The sequence below is a fragment of the Roseivirga sp. genome (assembly GCF_034669765.1).
GTDB lineage: Bacteria > Bacteroidota > Bacteroidia > Cytophagales > Cyclobacteriaceae > Roseivirga.
In genome coordinates this window covers 177,631-193,093 of sequence record NZ_JAXMOQ010000007.1, presented here as the reverse complement: position 1 = coordinate 193,093, position 15,463 = coordinate 177,631, and the positions used below count along the sequence as shown (strand labels likewise).

Sequence of the window (15,463 nt, the reverse complement as noted above, 5' to 3'; positions counted from 1 at the left end):
AATATATAAATATAGTAAACTGATGAAGGAAGACCTCCAGACACATTTTGAAAACGGCTTTTTCATAAATACTCAAAATGCAAATTTCCATTTTGAGGTATTTGAACTCATCGCTTCAGAACATCAAAGCATAAAAATGTTAAAAGAGGAAGAGCAAGCTTTGTTCGTCTATTTACAACACTCGGCCGAAATACAATTAATGCTTAATCTATCTAAATGCTTTGAAAAAGTTGATCCAAGAAATCCAAATCGTAGCATAAATACATTCCATAAAAAATACAAGAATTCCATTAAAGAAGTAAAAATAGACTTGCAAAAAGCATCCATTGAAACATTCAGAACTACACCTTATTTGACAGAAAAACAATACCAGTGTAATACGCTGGGTGAGTTTCTGACAAAATCCTTAGAAATCAAGGAGGAGAAGTTCGGTAGCCTTATGAAGGACATCAAGACTTACAGAGATAAGTTTATCGCGCATAACGAAATACATCAAGGGCTTAATGTGAATAAAAAGAAGACGAGCGAATTAATAGAGTTCAATAAATCTATAATATATGTTATCGGTTATTATCTCTTTGAAGCACATTATGTAACTACTCAGAACAACAAGTTTTTAGGAGGTACAATAGATCGCAAAACAACATTCATCAAGCTCCTACTAGAAGAAAAGTGCCTCAAATGATCTACTTCATCATAGGCTTTATAGCAATCACAGTAATGATGGTGTCGAGTATCTTTTTTGCCGATAAGAAGAAACCTAGTCAAGAAGAAAAATATTTGGATGACCGAACAGACAAGTTCATCCTAGGACTTCTCCTTTCGACAATTGCTTCATTTTTTATTTCCATGAGTGCTGATATTCCGAATAGTGCTGGTTTGGGTGGCTTTCTTTGGATTATAGGCCCCCTTATTTCAGGGTTCTTTTTTGGATTTGTCTATTTGATTGTCATTATGATTAGTATAAAGCTCAAAGTATATGCAGGTTGGACTTGTATTACTTTTAACCTAGCCACCGGTATCTATTTATTCTTCTCAGCTTAGTCGAGTATCGTCACTGCAATGCAAGAAGCAGCCTAAGCCTACTATTAAAGTCACCTCGTAGAGGTCTTTTCACGCTTTACAAGATTACTTCCCTCCCTGTGTTTCTGAAAAAGATGCTTACAGCATGACTTAGCTTGTTAGCTATTACCCAAAAACTAGCTTTGGTATTATAGCTAATGTACGTCTCAATACCACCTTCGCGTAACTCTGCGTTCTTTGCGGTTCAAAGCATTTTTTATAAAAACTGCAATTGCGAATAAAATAATTCTATATATTTACTGCAATTACGAATGATATAGTTATGAAGAAAACCAAATTAGGAGAGTTTGAAGAGCTGGTGCTTATGACGGTAGTCGTATTGCAAGCCGAAGCTTACGGGGTAGAAATCAAACGTGAACTCGAAGACCGATTGAAAGAAAAACTGAGCGTGGGCTCCATCCAGTCCGCTTTAAAGCGTATGGAAGAAAAGGGTTTTCTCACTTCTGAATTTGGTGAAGCGACCCAAAAACGAGGGGGAAAGCGCAAGCGCATTTATAGCGCCACACCTTATGCGCACAGAATTTTGGAGGAAATGAAAGACATCCGCACCCAACTTTGGTCAGCAATGCCCAACATAGCCACCAGCTAATTTGAACAACACGCAAAACCATATTCAGCCACCTCGCTGGTCATTAAGGCTTCTCCGTTTCTTTCTGAAAAAAGACTTTTTAGAAGAAATAGAAGGCGATATGGAGGAAGTATTCGCTGAAAATCTAGCGCAGTACTCGGTCAAAAAATCCAGAAGGCTTTACAATCGTGAAGCCTTAAAACTGCTACGCCCTGCTTTGGTCAGAGGGCTTGGCGGAAATCATCAACTCAATTATCTCGGTATGCTACAACATAATTTACTAATTACGCTCAGAGGTTTCAAACGACACAAAGCCACTTTCCTTATCAATCTAATCGGCCTTTCCACAGGCTTGGCAGCCTCATTATTCATATTCCTTTGGGTGAATGATGAACGTTCCGTAGACACTTTCAATGAGAAAAACGACCGACTGTACTGGGTCTTTACCAATTTCACTTTACCCGAAAGTATTATCACTTGGGATTACACTTCGGGCAAATTAGCGCAAAGTATTAAAGAGGAATTTCCAGAAGTGGAGGATGCCGTCAGGGTAGGAAATCACTTCTTCAGACCCCAAGGGCTCATTACGCATGGTGAAAGAAACTTCGAGGTAAACGGGCTTTTTGCCAGCCCTAACTTTTTCCAAGTAATGACTTACTCCCTGATTTCGGGAAAAGCAAACAACATCATTCAAGACAAAAAATCTGTCGCTATTTCAGAGTCCTTGGCCATCACCGTTTTTGGTACTGCTGAAAAAGCAGTGGGTAACACCATAGCATGGGAGAACTCATTTTTCAATCAATCTTTTGTGGTTTCGGGCGTATTTAAAGATCCACCCAAGAATGCAACTGAGCAATTTAACATTGTAACGAGCTACCAAGTATTGCTTGATGTGGATGAATGGGCCGAAGATTGGAAAGGTGGCTATGCACGCACCTATTTACTTTTAAAAAAAGGGACTGATGCTGAACAATTGAATAAGAAGATTGCTGATTTAATGTATGGAAAAACAGACAATAATAAACAGGCGTTGTTCATTCAGCCTTATGCCAAAAACTACCTCTACGGTGCTTATGAGAATGGAATCCAGGTAGGTGGAAGAATTGAGAACGTAAGGCTTTTCACTGTCATCGCCTTTTTTATTCTACTGATTGCCTGCATCAACTTTATGAACCTCTCCACAGCGCAGGCTTCCAAAAAAATGAAAGAAGTAGGCGTAAAGAAAGCGATTGGTGCCAACCGCAGTGACTTGATTTTTCAGTTTTTGGGGGAGTCCATTCTACTTTCGTTACTGGCACTTTTGGTGGCCATTGGCTTGGTGTTTTTATTGCTTCCTCAGTTCAATGAAATCACCTCGAAACAGCTTGAGTTTAATTTGAGCGATTTCATTTTGCCGCTATTGATCATAGTGTTGATCACTGGAATTTTGGCCGGAAGTTACCCTGCCTTCTACCTTTCAGGTTTTAAGCCTGTGGCCGTGCTCAAAGGAAAAGTAGCCAACCTGCGGGGGGAAGAATGGGTCAGAAAAGGCTTGGTGGTAGTGCAATTCACCTTGTCGGTCATCTTCATCATTGGTATTATCACCATCAACCAACAGATGGACTACACCTACAATAAACCGCTGGGCTATGACCGTGAGAACATCATGATGTTCACTCGAAAAGGGAATGAAAACTTGGATCCCACGCCATTTCTAACCGAACTAAAGAACATCCCTGGTGTAATAAGTGTGGGCAATATGACTGGCTCATTTCTCTGGGGGAATGACAACAGCAGTGGTTACTCTTGGGAGGAGGGAGACGCTGATGATAATCACTTGTTCAAATCACCAAAAATAGGTTTTGACATTGTTGAAACGCTGGGGCTAAAACTGGTCGCAGGCCGTTCATTTTCTAAAGAAATGAATGATGATGAAAGCAAAATTATGCTGAGCGAGGCCGCAGTGAGATTCATGGGACTGAAGGATCCGATTGGTTTTAAATTGGAAGCAGCACCAAATGATTTTAAGGAAGTTATTGGTGTGGTAAACGACTTTCAATACGGCTCCTTACATCAAAAAATAGAACCTATGCTCTTCCGCTTCAGAAATGCTGGAGATCATTTTATTGTAAAATTACAGGCAGGAACAGAAGTACAAACCCTAGAAAAAATAGAAGCGGTTTATGCCAAGTTCAATCCAAAATACGACTTCGAGCCTTCCTTTTTAGAAGATGATTATCGTGCCCTTTATAGCACAGAAGATAAGGTAGCCCAATTGTCCAATTACATGGCGGGCATTGCTATTCTCATTTCGTGCCTTGGCCTTTTTGGCTTGGCCACCTTTACTGCAGAACGAAGAAGCAAGGAAATTGGAATCAGAAAAATACTGGGCGCAAGTCAGGTGGTAGTGGTGAAATTACTTTCCGCCACATTTACCAAAACGGTATTGATCTCTATAGTTCTGGCCATTCCCATGGGCTATTACTTCTCCAACGAATGGCTTCATAACTTTGCTTATTCCATCGAATTGAAATGGTGGTTCTTTGCGCTGGCTGGTGCTTCGGCCTTATTAATTGCCTGGCTTACCGTAGGTTTTCAAACGCTTAAATCTGCTAGAATTAACCCTGTAGACTGCTTGAGGAATGAGTGAGAATTAAAAGTTGAACTATTAAAATTTAGATAACCCTTCGGTCGTTAACTACGTGTTTAATTCTGTTAAACCTATTTTTTGATAATGAGAAGACAATCAAGTGCTATCTATTTTTGTTTTTGGCTCCTAATTACTTTTGCTGCCCACGGGCAAGAAGCCACCCACAGTCATAAAGACTCCTTAAACGCAGTGGTTCAATCTTACTACGATTTAAACCTGAAGATTTTTCAGGCCAACTCTAAAGTGGCTGACATAGATTGTGTATTTGAACTCTTTACTGATGATTTCACCTATGTGCATCCAAAATATGGAGGCACTTATACCAGAAAAGTATTGTACGATGGCTATGTAAGAAATCAGAAAAGCGGAGGTTATGACGGAACCGTGGTAGACATGAAGATTGAGAACAAAATCGTTGGACTTAATGCCGTTGTTGTTCAAAAAAGGTTTGTTGAGAAAGGCGAAAATGGTGTTGTTGAAAGCGAGTTACAGATGACTCTTTTCGAATTTAAAGATGGTAAGATTTCCAAAATATTTGAATATTGGTGATGCCCTACTATCAGCAACTTGGCTTTGTTGATTGACCTAAATATGTTGGCTTCAAGCCAAAACGCTAAATATCACTCGGTGCAACCGAGCGATTGGCTCCGGTTTAAACTTTGCGGAACTCAGCGGACTTTGCGGTTACACAATCAAAACATATTCGTCTGACCGCCTTGCTGTTCAGGCACATGTAGACTGTAGCCCAGTTCGTTATTCAGTCGCTTAATAAAATAAGCTGAGAGACTTTATTATCACCCGAACCATGCACGAAAAAAGCCCAAACCTTTTCAGGATTGGGCTGCAAGTAAAGAGTGAAGTCATCCTTTTCTTTAAATTGAGTCATGATTTGGATGAATAATCACGATCAATGTTCATTAAATTTCCACTCAAATCTAATGACGCATTCTACATAAAAAAACTATTTTAGCTAATTCTTCAGAAAAGATTTTATGCTGAAAAAAGGGATTCAAATACTGTACACGGCTTGGTGCGCCATTTGGTTTGTAGCCATCATGATCGCCCTGTCTCCTTTTACAGTTATTCCAAGATTGATCAGCCCCAAGCTGGATAAATTTAGTTACTTTTTTGCTCGTGTTTGGGTCTTCCTTTTTTCGATGTTTTCATTTATTCACTTTAAAACACATCACCGAAAGTTGGTTCAGCGCGGCCAGCCTTACATTTTCACTATTAATCATACGTCCTTTTTGGACGCGCCTGCCATTCCGAGGGCAGTTCCGGTTCCTTTAAAAGGTTTGGGCAAAAAGGAATTAGCCCAAATACCCCTCTTTGGATTTATCGCCAGTAGCTTTGCCGTTTGGGTAGACCGTACCAGCGAAGAAAGCAGAAAGAAAAGTGTACAGAAACTAGTAAAGAACTTGAATAGAGGTTTGTCCATTATGGTAGCGCCAGAGGGCACGCGAAACAATACCGATGAGCCACTGCTTCCTTTTTATAACGGCCCTTTCAGGTTGGCGATTGAAACAAGCACTCCCATTATGCCTTTGATTATTCACGATGCGAAAAGACTTATGCCAAAGGGACAATTGGGCCTAAGGCCAGGACTAATTCATAATTATTTTCTTCCTCCAATTTCAACCCAAAATATGACGCAGGAAGACCTTCCAGCCCTAAAAGCTCAAGTTTATGAAATGATGAAATCTAAGATCATTGAACTAGATCAAGAGAATAAACGCTAATTTGGCATTCATTTTGGAATGGAGGGTTACACAACCAAACAATAAAGCTTATGAAAACTTTTCTACACTCACTTTTGGCACTAATGGTGCTGACTATCGTAAGCTGTGCTACAGGAAAAAATGCACTTGAAAAAGGCAATTACGAAACGGCTTTAGACCGTGCCATCAATCGTTTACAATCGAACCCAGACAACAAGAAATCACAAGATGTATTGATTGTAGGTTACCGCTTGGCGACCAACTACCATATGGATTACATCCGGATGCTAGCCGTAAATAACGATCCAAATAAATGGGAAGCGACTTATTACCAGTACCAGCAATTGAACAGCTATTATCGTCAAATTCAGCGATGCCCAGCTTGTTTATCACTAGTAATGCCTAAGTCTTATATTACTGAAGAAAGCGATGCGGCCAGAAAAGCGGCAGATTACCAAGTTGAATTGGGTAATAATGCTTTGGCTACTAACACTATTGAAGGCGGTAGAAGGGCATTTAAGCATTATAACTTTGCGCTAAGATTTGATAGAAACGTACCGAACATCGACAGCCTGTTGACTGATGCTAGAAACATGGGAACTGTACGGGTTTTAATCGAGCCCATTCCAATTCATTCTCGCAGCTTAGAGTTGACAAATGAATACTTCGAAAACCAAATAATTGAGTATTTGGACAGGTTCAGCGAAGGCAGGTTCATCCAGTTTTTCACTGTTGATGAAGCCGAGCAAATTGACTTGCAGCCCGACCAAATCGTATCAATGCAGTTTGATGATTTTGTATTGGGTCAAACTTTGATTGAATCGAATACCAAAGAAATAAAACGCGACAGTGTAGTGGTTGGACAGTTTACTGACGACAAAGGCATTAAGCATGATGTTTATAATACTGTGAAAGCTCAATTGACTGTAAACCGTAAAACGCTTTCGTCACAAGGTGTAATGAATTTCGAAATAAGAGATGCGTATACTAACCGAATTTTGACGAATCGTAAGTTACCAAGCAAAGATGTTTGGGTACACGAATGGGCTTCGTTTAACGGAGATTCTAGGGCGCTTAACCGCGATGAAATAGAAATGAGTAAAGGGAAAGAGTTACCTCCGCCTCCGCCTCAAACCCTGTTCATCGGTTTTATAGACCGCATCTACGATCAAATTATTGGCAACATCAGTAATTTCTATAGAGATTCTGAGATATAAAAAGAGAGGTCTATCTCAATCATTACCTGTCATTTTGAGATAGACCTTCAACCTTTTAAAATAACACTATGACCTCCCCTAAAGAAGCTCAACCCAACAACCCTCTCCACGGTATAAAACTGGCCGATATCCTTGCGGTATTGGTGAAAAAATATGGCTGGGAAGAACTGGGTGACAGAATCAATATTCGCTGTTTTACGCACGATCCCTCCATTAAATCAAGCCTTACCTTTTTGCGTAAAACGCCTTGGGCCAGAGAGAAAGTAGAACAGCTGTATCTTAGATCTATCTAGTTGACATGGCTATCTTTTCTTCTTTCTAAAAAAGGTATACCAAACAAAACCTATTGCCATAATTCCAATCAGGATTCCCCAGATCAAATCGGGGTTTTTAGAAAGGAAGTCGCTATCATCAGGGTTGTCGGCATTAAAGATTGACCTTTGAACCACCGGAGTGTATTCAACTGAATCGAAATGGCTTGAAGGATTTTCTATGAATGTATAAAGCATAATTTATCTCTTAATTAAGGTAAACAGACTCAATAATTGAGCAGCGTTGACTATGCTTTAGTAACTTTTAGAAGTGTTAAAGGTTTATCGAGCTTTGATAAAGGAAAAGCCCCGATCTACTAGAAACCGAGGCTTTTGGGATAGAAAACACCAATCGGTGTGTCTTATTGATAGGTTACCGCAGTTCCGCTTGCTGTGACCATAAGCATACTGGAACTTTGACCTATCGTTTCGTAATCCAAATCAATGCCCACTACAGCGTTTGCACCCAAGGCTTGGGCAGCATATTCTAATTCTTGCATTGCATTATTTTTTGCTTCTCGAAGTACTTTTTCATAGGAGCCAGAACGGCCACCGACTAAATCGGTAATACTGGCGAAAATATCTTTGAACAGGTTGGCACCAATAATGGCTTCTCCTGTAATTACGCCATGGTATTTTGTAATCGTGTGACCTTCAATTGTTGGGGTTGTTGTTAAAAGCATGTTGTTGTTTTTGGTTTTATTTTTCGCTGCACATTCATGCAGAACACAACTATGCTTTCGTAAAACGCTTAATCAGTGTTTTATGATCCGGATAAGCGGAAGCTAAAGTCGAGCGATCGGCCAATTCAAAGTCCTCAAACTCGAAACCCGGTGAGACAGTACAGCCTACTAAAATGAAATCTCCTCGAATAATTTCTGCAGCAAACCAGTGGTGTTTTGGAATGACCACCTGAAATTGCTCACCCTTTTCTAAGTCCTTACCAATGGTTTTCGAAACCAAATTTCCTCCTGGTGAAAGCATATGGATGCAGGCACCACCACCGTCATGAAAATGCCAAATTTCGTCCGAATTAAGTCGGTGGAAATTTGAAACGCTGTTTGGGGTAAGCAAAAAGTAAATTGAAGTTCCGAACGTTCTTGCCGAAGGATAGTGATTGGGTAATGCGCTTTTCTTAATACTTTCTTCAGACCGATAGTTTTCAGCGTAATAACCTCCTTCAGGGTGAGCTAAGAGGTTCAGCTTTTCAATATAGTATTCAGCAGTTTTTTCAGTCATTCCCAAAAATAACAAAAAAGGCCACTTCATTAGATGAAACAGCCTTTCAGTATTGTTTGGACAGGTTTATTTCTGCGTAGCCATCTCTACATTACAGATAATTTCAATCGTTGGAGCGACAGATCCGCCTGCGCCAGAAACGCCAAATTCGTTCCTGTCTACACTTCCTTTAATTTGAAAACCCACTTTCTTGCCTCCATCTCGGTTGTCGATAGACCCAATGTGCTGAGCCATCAGCTCCACCTGTTTGGTATTGCCTCTCATGGTTAAATCACCCACTACTTTATACATGCCATCACCAGACTTGGTGAAAGAAGTGCTTTTGAAAGTAACCGTAGGGTGGTTTTCCATATCGAAAAAATCAGCAGATCTCAGGTGGTTATCTCTTCCTTCAACTCCTGTGTTGATGCTTTGCACTTGAGCGGTAAATGAGATTTTGGCATTGGTAAAATCTTCGGCTGTTCCGCCCTCAACTGTGGCTTCAAACTTTTCAAATCTTCCATTCACAAAGGAAATTCCAGAGTGTTTTGCATTAAATAATATGCTTGAATGCGCTGGATCTACTTTCCATGTTTGGCCATTCATTAGGTGGACCGAAAACAAAGTAGAAATAACAAATAAGGTAAGTACAACTCTTTTCATAGAATATGATTTTGTTCGTATTCGAATAAAACTAACGATTTTTTCAATGGAGGGAAACGGGTATTTCTGTTAAACGGTAAGCGTTTCTTTAAAATCGCATTAGTTATCAATTGGCTTTACCACTAAAAATTTGCGTGTGCATGAGCTGAAGCAGAGTCAGCTGGTTTCTGGCCCTGATGTAGTTCTCTTCAGTGAAACTTATTTTGTAATAGGTATCGCCATTCACGTAGTCAGCTAAAAACCGAATGGCTTGCATGTAGGTCATGTATAAACCGCCAAACTCTAAATTCTCAATTTCAAGGGGTGAAAGTGACTCAGCACAAGAAGAAAGGTAACCAGATTTCAAGGCCTCTAAATAACCTTCTCTGATTTCAATTTTACTTTCATCCAGTTCCGCCTCTTTTGTTGGTGTGAGCAAGGTGCGCATCATATCGCCAAAATCAGAAAGCACATAGCCCGGCCCTGTAGTGTCTAAATCAATCACATGGCGGAATTCATCACTGCCCTGGGATAAGAGTATATTGTCGATTTTTGTATCGTTATGACACACTCTGATCGGCAAACCCCTATCAACCAGTCTATTAAAATAATCCGTTATCCAACCGAATGCATTTACTTGGTCAATAAGGCTTTGGGCTGTTTCTTTTCGATTTGCTATGTTCAGCGCAATCGCTTCATCTAACTGTTCTAGCCTCCATTTTAGGCTGTGGAAATTAGGTATGGCTTCATCAAAGGCCTTAGCTTTTAAAGAAGCAGTTGCCTTGGTAAACATACCAAAACCTTTCCCTACTTCTTCCACCAAAGTAAGATTGCTAGGGGTAGTTGGGCCATAGGCATTCGACACAAATTCTTGCAATTTCCAGCAGCCACTTTCATCCACAAGAAAGCAGGTGCCGCTTTCAGTAGTAATGTGTTTTGCGAAGACAGGCGATTGCAAGCCTTCCAGAAGTTTGAGATTGTTTTCCAAGGTTTCGGTATTTTGAAAAACCTTGGTATTCACCTTCTGAAGCAGATAGTTTCCGCAAGTGGATTCTACTTTATAGGTGTCATTGATATGGCCAGAACCGAAAGGGGCAACCTTCTCGATCGCCCCCTCTAACTTGAATCCCTTCAATGCTTCTAAGGCAGTGTTCATTATTTTATTTCTTCTGGATATTTACCATCCGCAATCATTTTGCTAATTCCGCTTACTACAAATGGTTTATCCTCTTGATAGGTTACACCAAGCCAAGAAGCCGAAGTAGGCACTACGCGAATGGTTGCTTTTCCTTCATTCATTAGGTTGTCCATTTCGGCAGGAACAAAACATTCTGATTTAGGATTGGTATGATTTTCCTTCACAAAGGCCACAAACTTTTCTTCAAAAAGCGAAAGTGCTGAAACCGGAAAGCCCAAGAAATTCATTGATACGTAAGTGTCTGGAGCGAGTGAATGTTTCACCCCATCTTCTTCGTAAGTGATATCGTTACCATTTTTGCTGATGGCCAAAGTCTCTTTGATGCCTGTTAGGGTCATATCCTCTTTCACTTGACAAACGCCACGGTTTACCGTTCCGTGATCCGAAAGGGTGTTGACCAAGCTGTAGCCCATGATCAAGTATTCATTTTCGCTTAAGTTTTTCATGGCTCTTACCACTTCCCCAAAAGATTCTTGACCATAGTAATCATCGGCATTAATGACCACAAAAGGTTCATTGATGAGGTGTTTGGCAGCCAAAATAGCGTGGGTTGTTCCCCAAGGCTTTTTTCTATCCGCCTCATAAGCAGCTGTATGCTCAGTGTATTCATTCTGAAAGGCATATTCCATTTTGATCTTTCCGTTGAATCGGTTTTTGTAATGCTCATCAAAAGCATCTTTCAAATCGGTGCGGATAATAAATACCACTTTAGTGAATCCAGCATTGATGGCATCATGAATTGAATAGTCCATAATGATCTCGCCATGTGGGCCAATTCCATCCAATTGTTTATTCCCGCCATAGCGGCTTCCCATGCCAGCGGCCAATACTACCAAAGTCAAATCCATAATGTCCTCTATTTTAATTATAATTGTTGGCTCGAAGTTGTCGAAAAAGACAAGACGAGTCAATTTAACAAATCAATTTATTATGCAGCTAGCGACACTCGACTGGATTATCATCCTCGGTTTTTTTGTCATTTTTTTGTTAATCGGCCTTAAAGTATCAAAAAAGGCAGGTACCAGCTCAAAAGAATTTTTTCTCTCAGGTAGAAATATGCCTTGGTGGTTATTGGGGATTTCTATGGTGGCCACTACTTTTTCTGCTGATACCCCAAATTTAGTAACAGACATCGTTCGTCAGAATGGTGTGGCTGGTAACTGGGTATGGTGGGCTTTTCTCGTTACCGGTATGCTCACCGTTTTTGTATACGCCAAACTTTGGAGAAAATCGGGCGTACTTACCGATTTAGAATTTTACGAAACACGTTACAGTGGAAAAGAGGCGGCCTTCTTAAGAGGCTTTCGCGCCATTTATTTAGGTGTTTTCTTCAATGTGATGATTATGGCCTCGGTTTCCTTGGCTGCTATTAAGATTGGGGAGATCATGTTTGGCTTGGAGCCTTGGAAAACAATGTTGTATGCTTCCGTAATTACTGTGGCCTATAGTTCAATGGGTGGATTAAGGGGTGTTATTCTCACCGATTTCTTACAGTTTTTAGTGGCCATGGTAGGCTCTATAGCCGCAGCGGTATACATCATCAACTTACCTGAGGTGGGTGGTTTAACAGAACTTTTGGCCAACCCAAATGTCGCACCAAAACTCGACCTGATTCCTGACTTCAACAATAGAGAATTATTCATTACACTCTTAGTTATGCCGCTGGCCGTGCAATGGTGGAGTGTCTGGTATCCTGGCGCGGAACCTGGCGGAGGGGGTTACATTGCCCAACGGATGCTATCTGCCAAAGATGAAAAAAACGCAGTTTCGGCTACTTTGCTCTTCAACATTACTCATTACGCCTTACGCCCTTGGCCATGGATTTTGATTGCCTTGGCTTCGCTGGTGGTTTATCCAGATCTAGAGTCCATCAGGTCGGCCTTCCCGAATATTTCTGAAGGAAAAATGGGACATGATTTAGGCTATTCAGCCATGCTACTCACTTTGCCTAAAGGACTTTTGGGCATCGTTATCGCATCATTGATTGCGGCCTTTATGTCCACCATATCAACGCACCTCAACTGGGGCTCTTCTTATGTGGCCTATGATTTCTACCAAAGATTTGTGAAGCCAGAAGCAAGTGAAAAAGAATTGGTGAATGTTGGTAGAATATCTACAGTGGTTTTAATGCTTTTCGCTGCCCTGTTTGCCTTGGTGCTTACCAGTGCTTACGATGCTTTCCAAATTCTTTTGCAAGTAGGCGCAGGAACAGGTGCGGTATTCTTGTTCCGTTGGTTCTGGTGGCGTATAAATGCTTATTCAGAACTTACTGCTATGGTCGTTTCATTCATCATGGCATTGCTTTTCTTTGAGAAAACAGGCCCAGAATTTATGACTTCAATTTCGCCAGATTATCAACTGCTTTTGAGCGTAGGTATAACCACCATAGCTTGGGTAGCGGCTACTTTACTGACCAAACCAACTGACTACCAAAAGCTGGCTACATTCTTCAACTCCGTAAAACCCTATGGTACGGGTTGGAATGGTTTCAAGAAAATTGCTCAAAAAGAAGGCATTCATTTAGAAGCTAAAGTAGGCCGTTTCAGTGTTGACTTACTTGCTATGTTCTTAGGAATTATCATTGTTTACAGTGCCCTATTTGGTGTGGGCATGTTGCTTTACGGTAACATTTCAACGGCAGTGATTCTACTCTCTGTTACATTGGTGAGTGTTTTACTCCTACTACGAACTTGGAAGAAATTGACATTCTAAACCTAAAAAAACAGGCTGGCCAAATGGGTGGCCTGTTTTTTTATAAGTATTCCGTCCAAAGCCAAGTCATGCTGTAAGCCCCGAAGCTTCGGGGTATTCAGAAACAAAGGGTAGCAAGTCAAGACCTTGTGAAGCGTGAAATTCCGAAGCTTCGGAATCTACGAGGTGACTGTTATAGTGGGCTGACTTTTCAACCGCAAAGTCCACAAGTTTCGCAAAGCCTAGATTATAGAGCTGTTTTTTAATCAGTAGATTCTTGTCCTCGTTTCTGAAAAATGAAATAACTGAGCAATAGGAACAAGCCGCTGATGAAGATGACTTCTATTCGACCTAAAATCACAAAGAACAATATTGCGGTAGCAAAGAAAACCACCTTTATAAAGTTTTCCATGTCTATTCCTTTTAAATAGAAAAGGCAATGATAGAAGAGCAGCAAAGTCAGAGGCAACAGCGCACTTTTCAGTAGAAAAAGGGTAGAAATATCAAGGCCCAGATTCCCAAAGAAAACCATCAATTCGGGCAGCATTAAAATGAGATAACTCAAGCCATACCAAACAAATTGAAGGTTATTGGCAATGGGCAAATTACGGTAGATCAACAATTCACTTTGTTGGTATTGATGGTAATGAAAACAGAAAGCAGCGTTCACCGCAGCACTCAACAACAGACCAAGGTTTAGTAATCTTAGGTCTGTTCCTTCCATTTCGAAAATCCAGATAGACCCCACCAAAACAATCAGAGAAGCCGTTTTTGTTCCTAAAAGTAAAATGGACTGCCGGTTTAAAAGGTGATGAACGAACAGCATAGGAAAAGGCTTGGGCAATCTGTTGGTAAAGTTTTTAAACCCAATTTGAAGCTTGGTATCTACAGGGCTTATAAGTTTGCTTTCCACCATATTAGTAGCGCCAAAGAGTAAAATCAAGTTTCCAGCAATTACCAATACAGCAGAAGTCCATTGATTTAATTGAATGGCAATGGCCGTCATAAAAAAGCCATAACCGAGTATGGGCAAGAAGAGTAAAGCCTGAATATGCAGCACAAGCAGTAGCCTTTTAAGTGGGTTGAGCAAAACTAAATAGGATAACCAGCTATTATTGGGCAGCCTTTTAACCATGAAAACAAAGCTTAGCGTTTTAGCGGTATAGAGCAGCCAAAGCACTAAAACCACCAAATAATAGAAGGGCTTGACAGCTAAAAATGACGTAAGATCAACATGCTGTGCCGTTTTCAGAAAACCGAAACCGAGGCCAAGCACCACCAAAAAGAAGCCTGTATTGGCCTTGTAAAACTCCTTCACCAAAGCCCTCACCAATACCTTTCTTACTGCCTTCATGATTCTGGAATCAACGACCGGTTTTCCACCTTATAAGTATGAGAAGCTTTGATCAACGAGTTATCAAAATCCTGATGAGTAGAAAAGAGGAAAGACACCCCTTTTGCCTGTGATTCCACAATCATTTTACTCACCAATTGTTGCGCTTCAACATCCAAAGTAATTAAAGGCTCATCTAGAATAATCCATTCGGGCTCACCCAAAAAAGCCATAACGATGGACAGCTTCTTGGTCATTCCGCTGGAGTAAGTGCCGCAGGCTTGATCGGCATACACATCTACCGAAAGCTGTTGGGTTAACAATTCTGCTTGGCCGGTTGGCGCTTTCTTGAGTTTAGCGAAAAACTTGATCAGATCATTTCCAGACAGAAACTCAGGGAAAAGTGGTTCTGACTGACTGTAATTTACCTTGAGTTTATAAACTTGTGGTGATTTTCTCAAATCAATTTCTCCCAAACTAATTTCCCCTTGGTAAGGAGAAAGGCCAGCCAGACAATTAAAAAGTGTGGATTTCCCTGATCCGTTTCTGCCTTTGATCCAGTGGATTCCTCTTTCAAAAGTCAGTTTAGGAATCTCCAAGATCAATTGCTTAACAAACGACTTTTGAAAATTATGAAGTGAGAGCATAGACATTTAGAGTACGAAGATTCTATAAAAAAGGTAATGAGATTGGGGAAAAATAAAAAGCCCTGATAAATCAGAGCTTTTTTGAGTGCGCACGAGAAGATTCGAACTTCCACACAACTTAATGCACCACCCCCTCAAGGTGGCGTGTCTACCAGTTTCACCACGTGCGCTTGGGTATTAATTAGGGATCGCAAAAGTAGAGAAGTTT

At 40.6% G+C, this 15,463-nt stretch carries 18 protein-coding genes and 1 tRNA gene; 9 read left to right on the top strand and 10 right to left on the bottom strand.

Annotated elements, in window-relative coordinates; all coding sequences use genetic code 11:
- Window positions 1–22: 22 nt before the first annotated feature.
- From VOI17_RS14940 to VOI17_RS14920, 5 genes are all read left to right on the top strand, one after another.
- Window positions 23–685: a hypothetical protein gene (locus VOI17_RS14940; RefSeq protein ID WP_323758030.1), complete on the top strand. Its 663-nt coding sequence runs from the start codon at window positions 23–25 to the stop codon at window positions 683–685.
- Complete coding sequence (locus tag VOI17_RS14935) at window positions 682–1,044, top strand: hypothetical protein (RefSeq protein ID WP_323758029.1); 363 nt, start codon at window positions 682–684, stop codon at window positions 1,042–1,044. The genes VOI17_RS14940 and VOI17_RS14935 overlap by 4 nt, the downstream gene beginning before the upstream one ends.
- 301 nt (window positions 1,045–1,345) lie before the next feature.
- Entirely contained in the window at window positions 1,346–1,672 is a 327-nt protein-coding gene (locus VOI17_RS14930) for a PadR family transcriptional regulator (protein WP_323758028.1), read from the top strand.
- A 1-nt stretch (window position 1,673) separates the two neighbouring features.
- Window positions 1,674–4,280, top strand: a complete 2,607-nt coding sequence (locus tag VOI17_RS14925; protein WP_323758027.1) for an ABC transporter permease — start codon at window positions 1,674–1,676, stop codon at window positions 4,278–4,280.
- 84 nt (window positions 4,281–4,364) lie between these two features.
- Entirely contained in the window at window positions 4,365–4,829 is a 465-nt protein-coding gene (locus tag VOI17_RS14920; RefSeq protein WP_323758026.1) for a nuclear transport factor 2 family protein, read from the top strand.
- Between the two features lie 208 nt (window positions 4,830–5,037).
- Here the strand turns inward: VOI17_RS14920 and VOI17_RS14915 are convergent, their stop codons facing one another.
- Window positions 5,038–5,166: a hypothetical protein gene (locus tag VOI17_RS14915; protein ID WP_323758025.1), complete on the bottom strand. Its 129-nt coding sequence runs from the start codon at window positions 5,164–5,166 to the stop codon at window positions 5,038–5,040.
- A 106-nt stretch (window positions 5,167–5,272) separates the two neighbouring features.
- On the opposite strand from VOI17_RS14915, the gene VOI17_RS14910 reads away from it, so the two are divergent.
- The 3 genes from VOI17_RS14910 (at window position 5,273) to VOI17_RS14900 (ending at window position 7,508) form a co-directional block, all read left to right on the top strand.
- Entirely contained in the window at window positions 5,273–6,019 is a 747-nt protein-coding gene (locus VOI17_RS14910; protein ID WP_323758024.1) for a lysophospholipid acyltransferase family protein, read from the top strand.
- Between the two features lie 50 nt (window positions 6,020–6,069).
- Complete coding sequence (locus tag VOI17_RS14905) at window positions 6,070–7,215, top strand: hypothetical protein (RefSeq protein WP_323758023.1); 1,146 nt, start codon at window positions 6,070–6,072, stop codon at window positions 7,213–7,215.
- A gap of 68 nt (window positions 7,216–7,283) precedes the next feature.
- Complete coding sequence (locus VOI17_RS14900; RefSeq protein ID WP_323758022.1) at window positions 7,284–7,508, top strand: VF530 family protein; 225 nt, start codon at window positions 7,284–7,286, stop codon at window positions 7,506–7,508.
- Window positions 7,509–7,517: 9 nt separating this feature from the next.
- Here the strand turns inward: VOI17_RS14900 and VOI17_RS14895 are convergent, their stop codons facing one another.
- The 6 genes from VOI17_RS14895 to VOI17_RS14870 form a co-directional block, all read right to left on the bottom strand.
- Complete coding sequence (locus VOI17_RS14895) at window positions 7,518–7,724, bottom strand: hypothetical protein (protein WP_068412638.1); 207 nt, start codon at window positions 7,722–7,724, stop codon at window positions 7,518–7,520.
- A gap of 164 nt (window positions 7,725–7,888) precedes the next feature.
- On the bottom strand, window positions 7,889–8,209 hold the full coding sequence (locus VOI17_RS14890; protein WP_323758021.1) for a heavy metal-binding domain-containing protein: 321 nt from the start codon (window positions 8,207–8,209) through the stop codon (window positions 7,889–7,891).
- Window positions 8,210–8,258: 49 nt separating this feature from the next.
- Complete coding sequence (locus tag VOI17_RS14885; protein ID WP_323758020.1) at window positions 8,259–8,765, bottom strand: cupin domain-containing protein; 507 nt, start codon at window positions 8,763–8,765, stop codon at window positions 8,259–8,261.
- 66 nt (window positions 8,766–8,831) lie between these two features.
- Window positions 8,832–9,407 carry a YceI family protein gene (locus VOI17_RS14880; protein ID WP_323758019.1) on the bottom strand — a complete coding sequence of 192 codons (576 nt, stop codon included), beginning with the start codon at window positions 9,405–9,407 and terminating at the stop codon, window positions 8,832–8,834.
- Window positions 9,408–9,513: 106 nt separating this feature from the next.
- Complete coding sequence (locus VOI17_RS14875) at window positions 9,514–10,542, bottom strand: aminoglycoside phosphotransferase family protein (protein ID WP_323758018.1); 1,029 nt, start codon at window positions 10,540–10,542, stop codon at window positions 9,514–9,516.
- Entirely contained in the window at window positions 10,542–11,432 is an 891-nt protein-coding gene (locus tag VOI17_RS14870; RefSeq protein ID WP_323758017.1) for a nucleotidyltransferase family protein, read from the bottom strand. Before VOI17_RS14870 ends, VOI17_RS14875 begins: the two co-directional genes overlap by 1 nt.
- Window positions 11,433–11,514: 82 nt before the next feature.
- Between VOI17_RS14870 and VOI17_RS14865 the strand changes: the two genes are divergently transcribed.
- Window positions 11,515–13,296 (top strand): sodium:solute symporter family protein, encoded by a 1,782-nt coding sequence (locus VOI17_RS14865; protein WP_323758016.1) that lies wholly within the window; start codon window positions 11,515–11,517, stop codon window positions 13,294–13,296.
- A 241-nt stretch (window positions 13,297–13,537) separates the two neighbouring features.
- Here VOI17_RS14865 and VOI17_RS14860 read toward each other — a convergent pair whose 3' ends face one another.
- The 3 genes from VOI17_RS14860 to VOI17_RS14850 form a co-directional block, all read right to left on the bottom strand.
- A complete protein-coding gene (locus VOI17_RS14860; RefSeq protein ID WP_323758015.1) occupies window positions 13,538–14,629 on the bottom strand; it encodes a hypothetical protein in 1,092 nt (363 codons plus the stop codon).
- Window positions 14,626–15,255 (bottom strand): ABC transporter ATP-binding protein, encoded by a 630-nt coding sequence (locus tag VOI17_RS14855; RefSeq protein ID WP_323758014.1) that lies wholly within the window; start codon window positions 15,253–15,255, stop codon window positions 14,626–14,628. The genes VOI17_RS14860 and VOI17_RS14855 overlap by 4 nt, the downstream gene beginning before the upstream one ends.
- A gap of 86 nt (window positions 15,256–15,341) precedes the next feature.
- Window positions 15,342–15,425, bottom strand: a tRNA-Leu gene (locus tag VOI17_RS14850).
- Window positions 15,426–15,463 lie beyond the last annotated feature (38 nt).

Coding starts and splice junctions, on each gene's coding strand:
- VOI17_RS14940 (WP_323758030.1), top strand. CDS start 23: ATGAAGGAAGACCTCCAGACACATTTTGAAAACGGCTTTTTCATAAAT.
- VOI17_RS14935 (WP_323758029.1), top strand. CDS start 682: ATGATCTACTTCATCATAGGCTTTATAGCAATCACAGTAATGATGGTG.
- VOI17_RS14930 (WP_323758028.1), top strand. CDS start 1,346: ATGAAGAAAACCAAATTAGGAGAGTTTGAAGAGCTGGTGCTTATGACG.
- VOI17_RS14920 (WP_323758026.1), top strand. CDS start 4,365: ATGAGAAGACAATCAAGTGCTATCTATTTTTGTTTTTGGCTCCTAATT.
- VOI17_RS14915 (WP_323758025.1), bottom strand. CDS start 5,166: ATGACTCAATTTAAAGAAAAGGATGACTTCACTCTTTACTTGCAGCCC.
- VOI17_RS14910 (WP_323758024.1), top strand. CDS start 5,273: ATGCTGAAAAAAGGGATTCAAATACTGTACACGGCTTGGTGCGCCATT.
- VOI17_RS14905 (WP_323758023.1), top strand. CDS start 6,070: ATGAAAACTTTTCTACACTCACTTTTGGCACTAATGGTGCTGACTATC.
- VOI17_RS14900 (WP_323758022.1), top strand. CDS start 7,284: ATGACCTCCCCTAAAGAAGCTCAACCCAACAACCCTCTCCACGGTATA.
- VOI17_RS14895 (WP_068412638.1), bottom strand. CDS start 7,724: ATGCTTTATACATTCATAGAAAATCCTTCAAGCCATTTCGATTCAGTT.
- VOI17_RS14890 (WP_323758021.1), bottom strand. CDS start 8,209: ATGCTTTTAACAACAACCCCAACAATTGAAGGTCACACGATTACAAAA.
- VOI17_RS14885 (WP_323758020.1), bottom strand. CDS start 8,765: ATGACTGAAAAAACTGCTGAATACTATATTGAAAAGCTGAACCTCTTA.
- VOI17_RS14880 (WP_323758019.1), bottom strand. CDS start 9,407: ATGAAAAGAGTTGTACTTACCTTATTTGTTATTTCTACTTTGTTTTCG.
- VOI17_RS14875 (WP_323758018.1), bottom strand. CDS start 10,542: ATGAACACTGCCTTAGAAGCATTGAAGGGATTCAAGTTAGAGGGGGCG.
- VOI17_RS14870 (WP_323758017.1), bottom strand. CDS start 11,432: ATGGATTTGACTTTGGTAGTATTGGCCGCTGGCATGGGAAGCCGCTAT.
- VOI17_RS14865 (WP_323758016.1), top strand. CDS start 11,515: ATGCAGCTAGCGACACTCGACTGGATTATCATCCTCGGTTTTTTTGTC.
- VOI17_RS14860 (WP_323758015.1), bottom strand. CDS start 14,629: ATGAAGGCAGTAAGAAAGGTATTGGTGAGGGCTTTGGTGAAGGAGTTT.
- VOI17_RS14855 (WP_323758014.1), bottom strand. CDS start 15,255: ATGCTCTCACTTCATAATTTTCAAAAGTCGTTTGTTAAGCAATTGATC.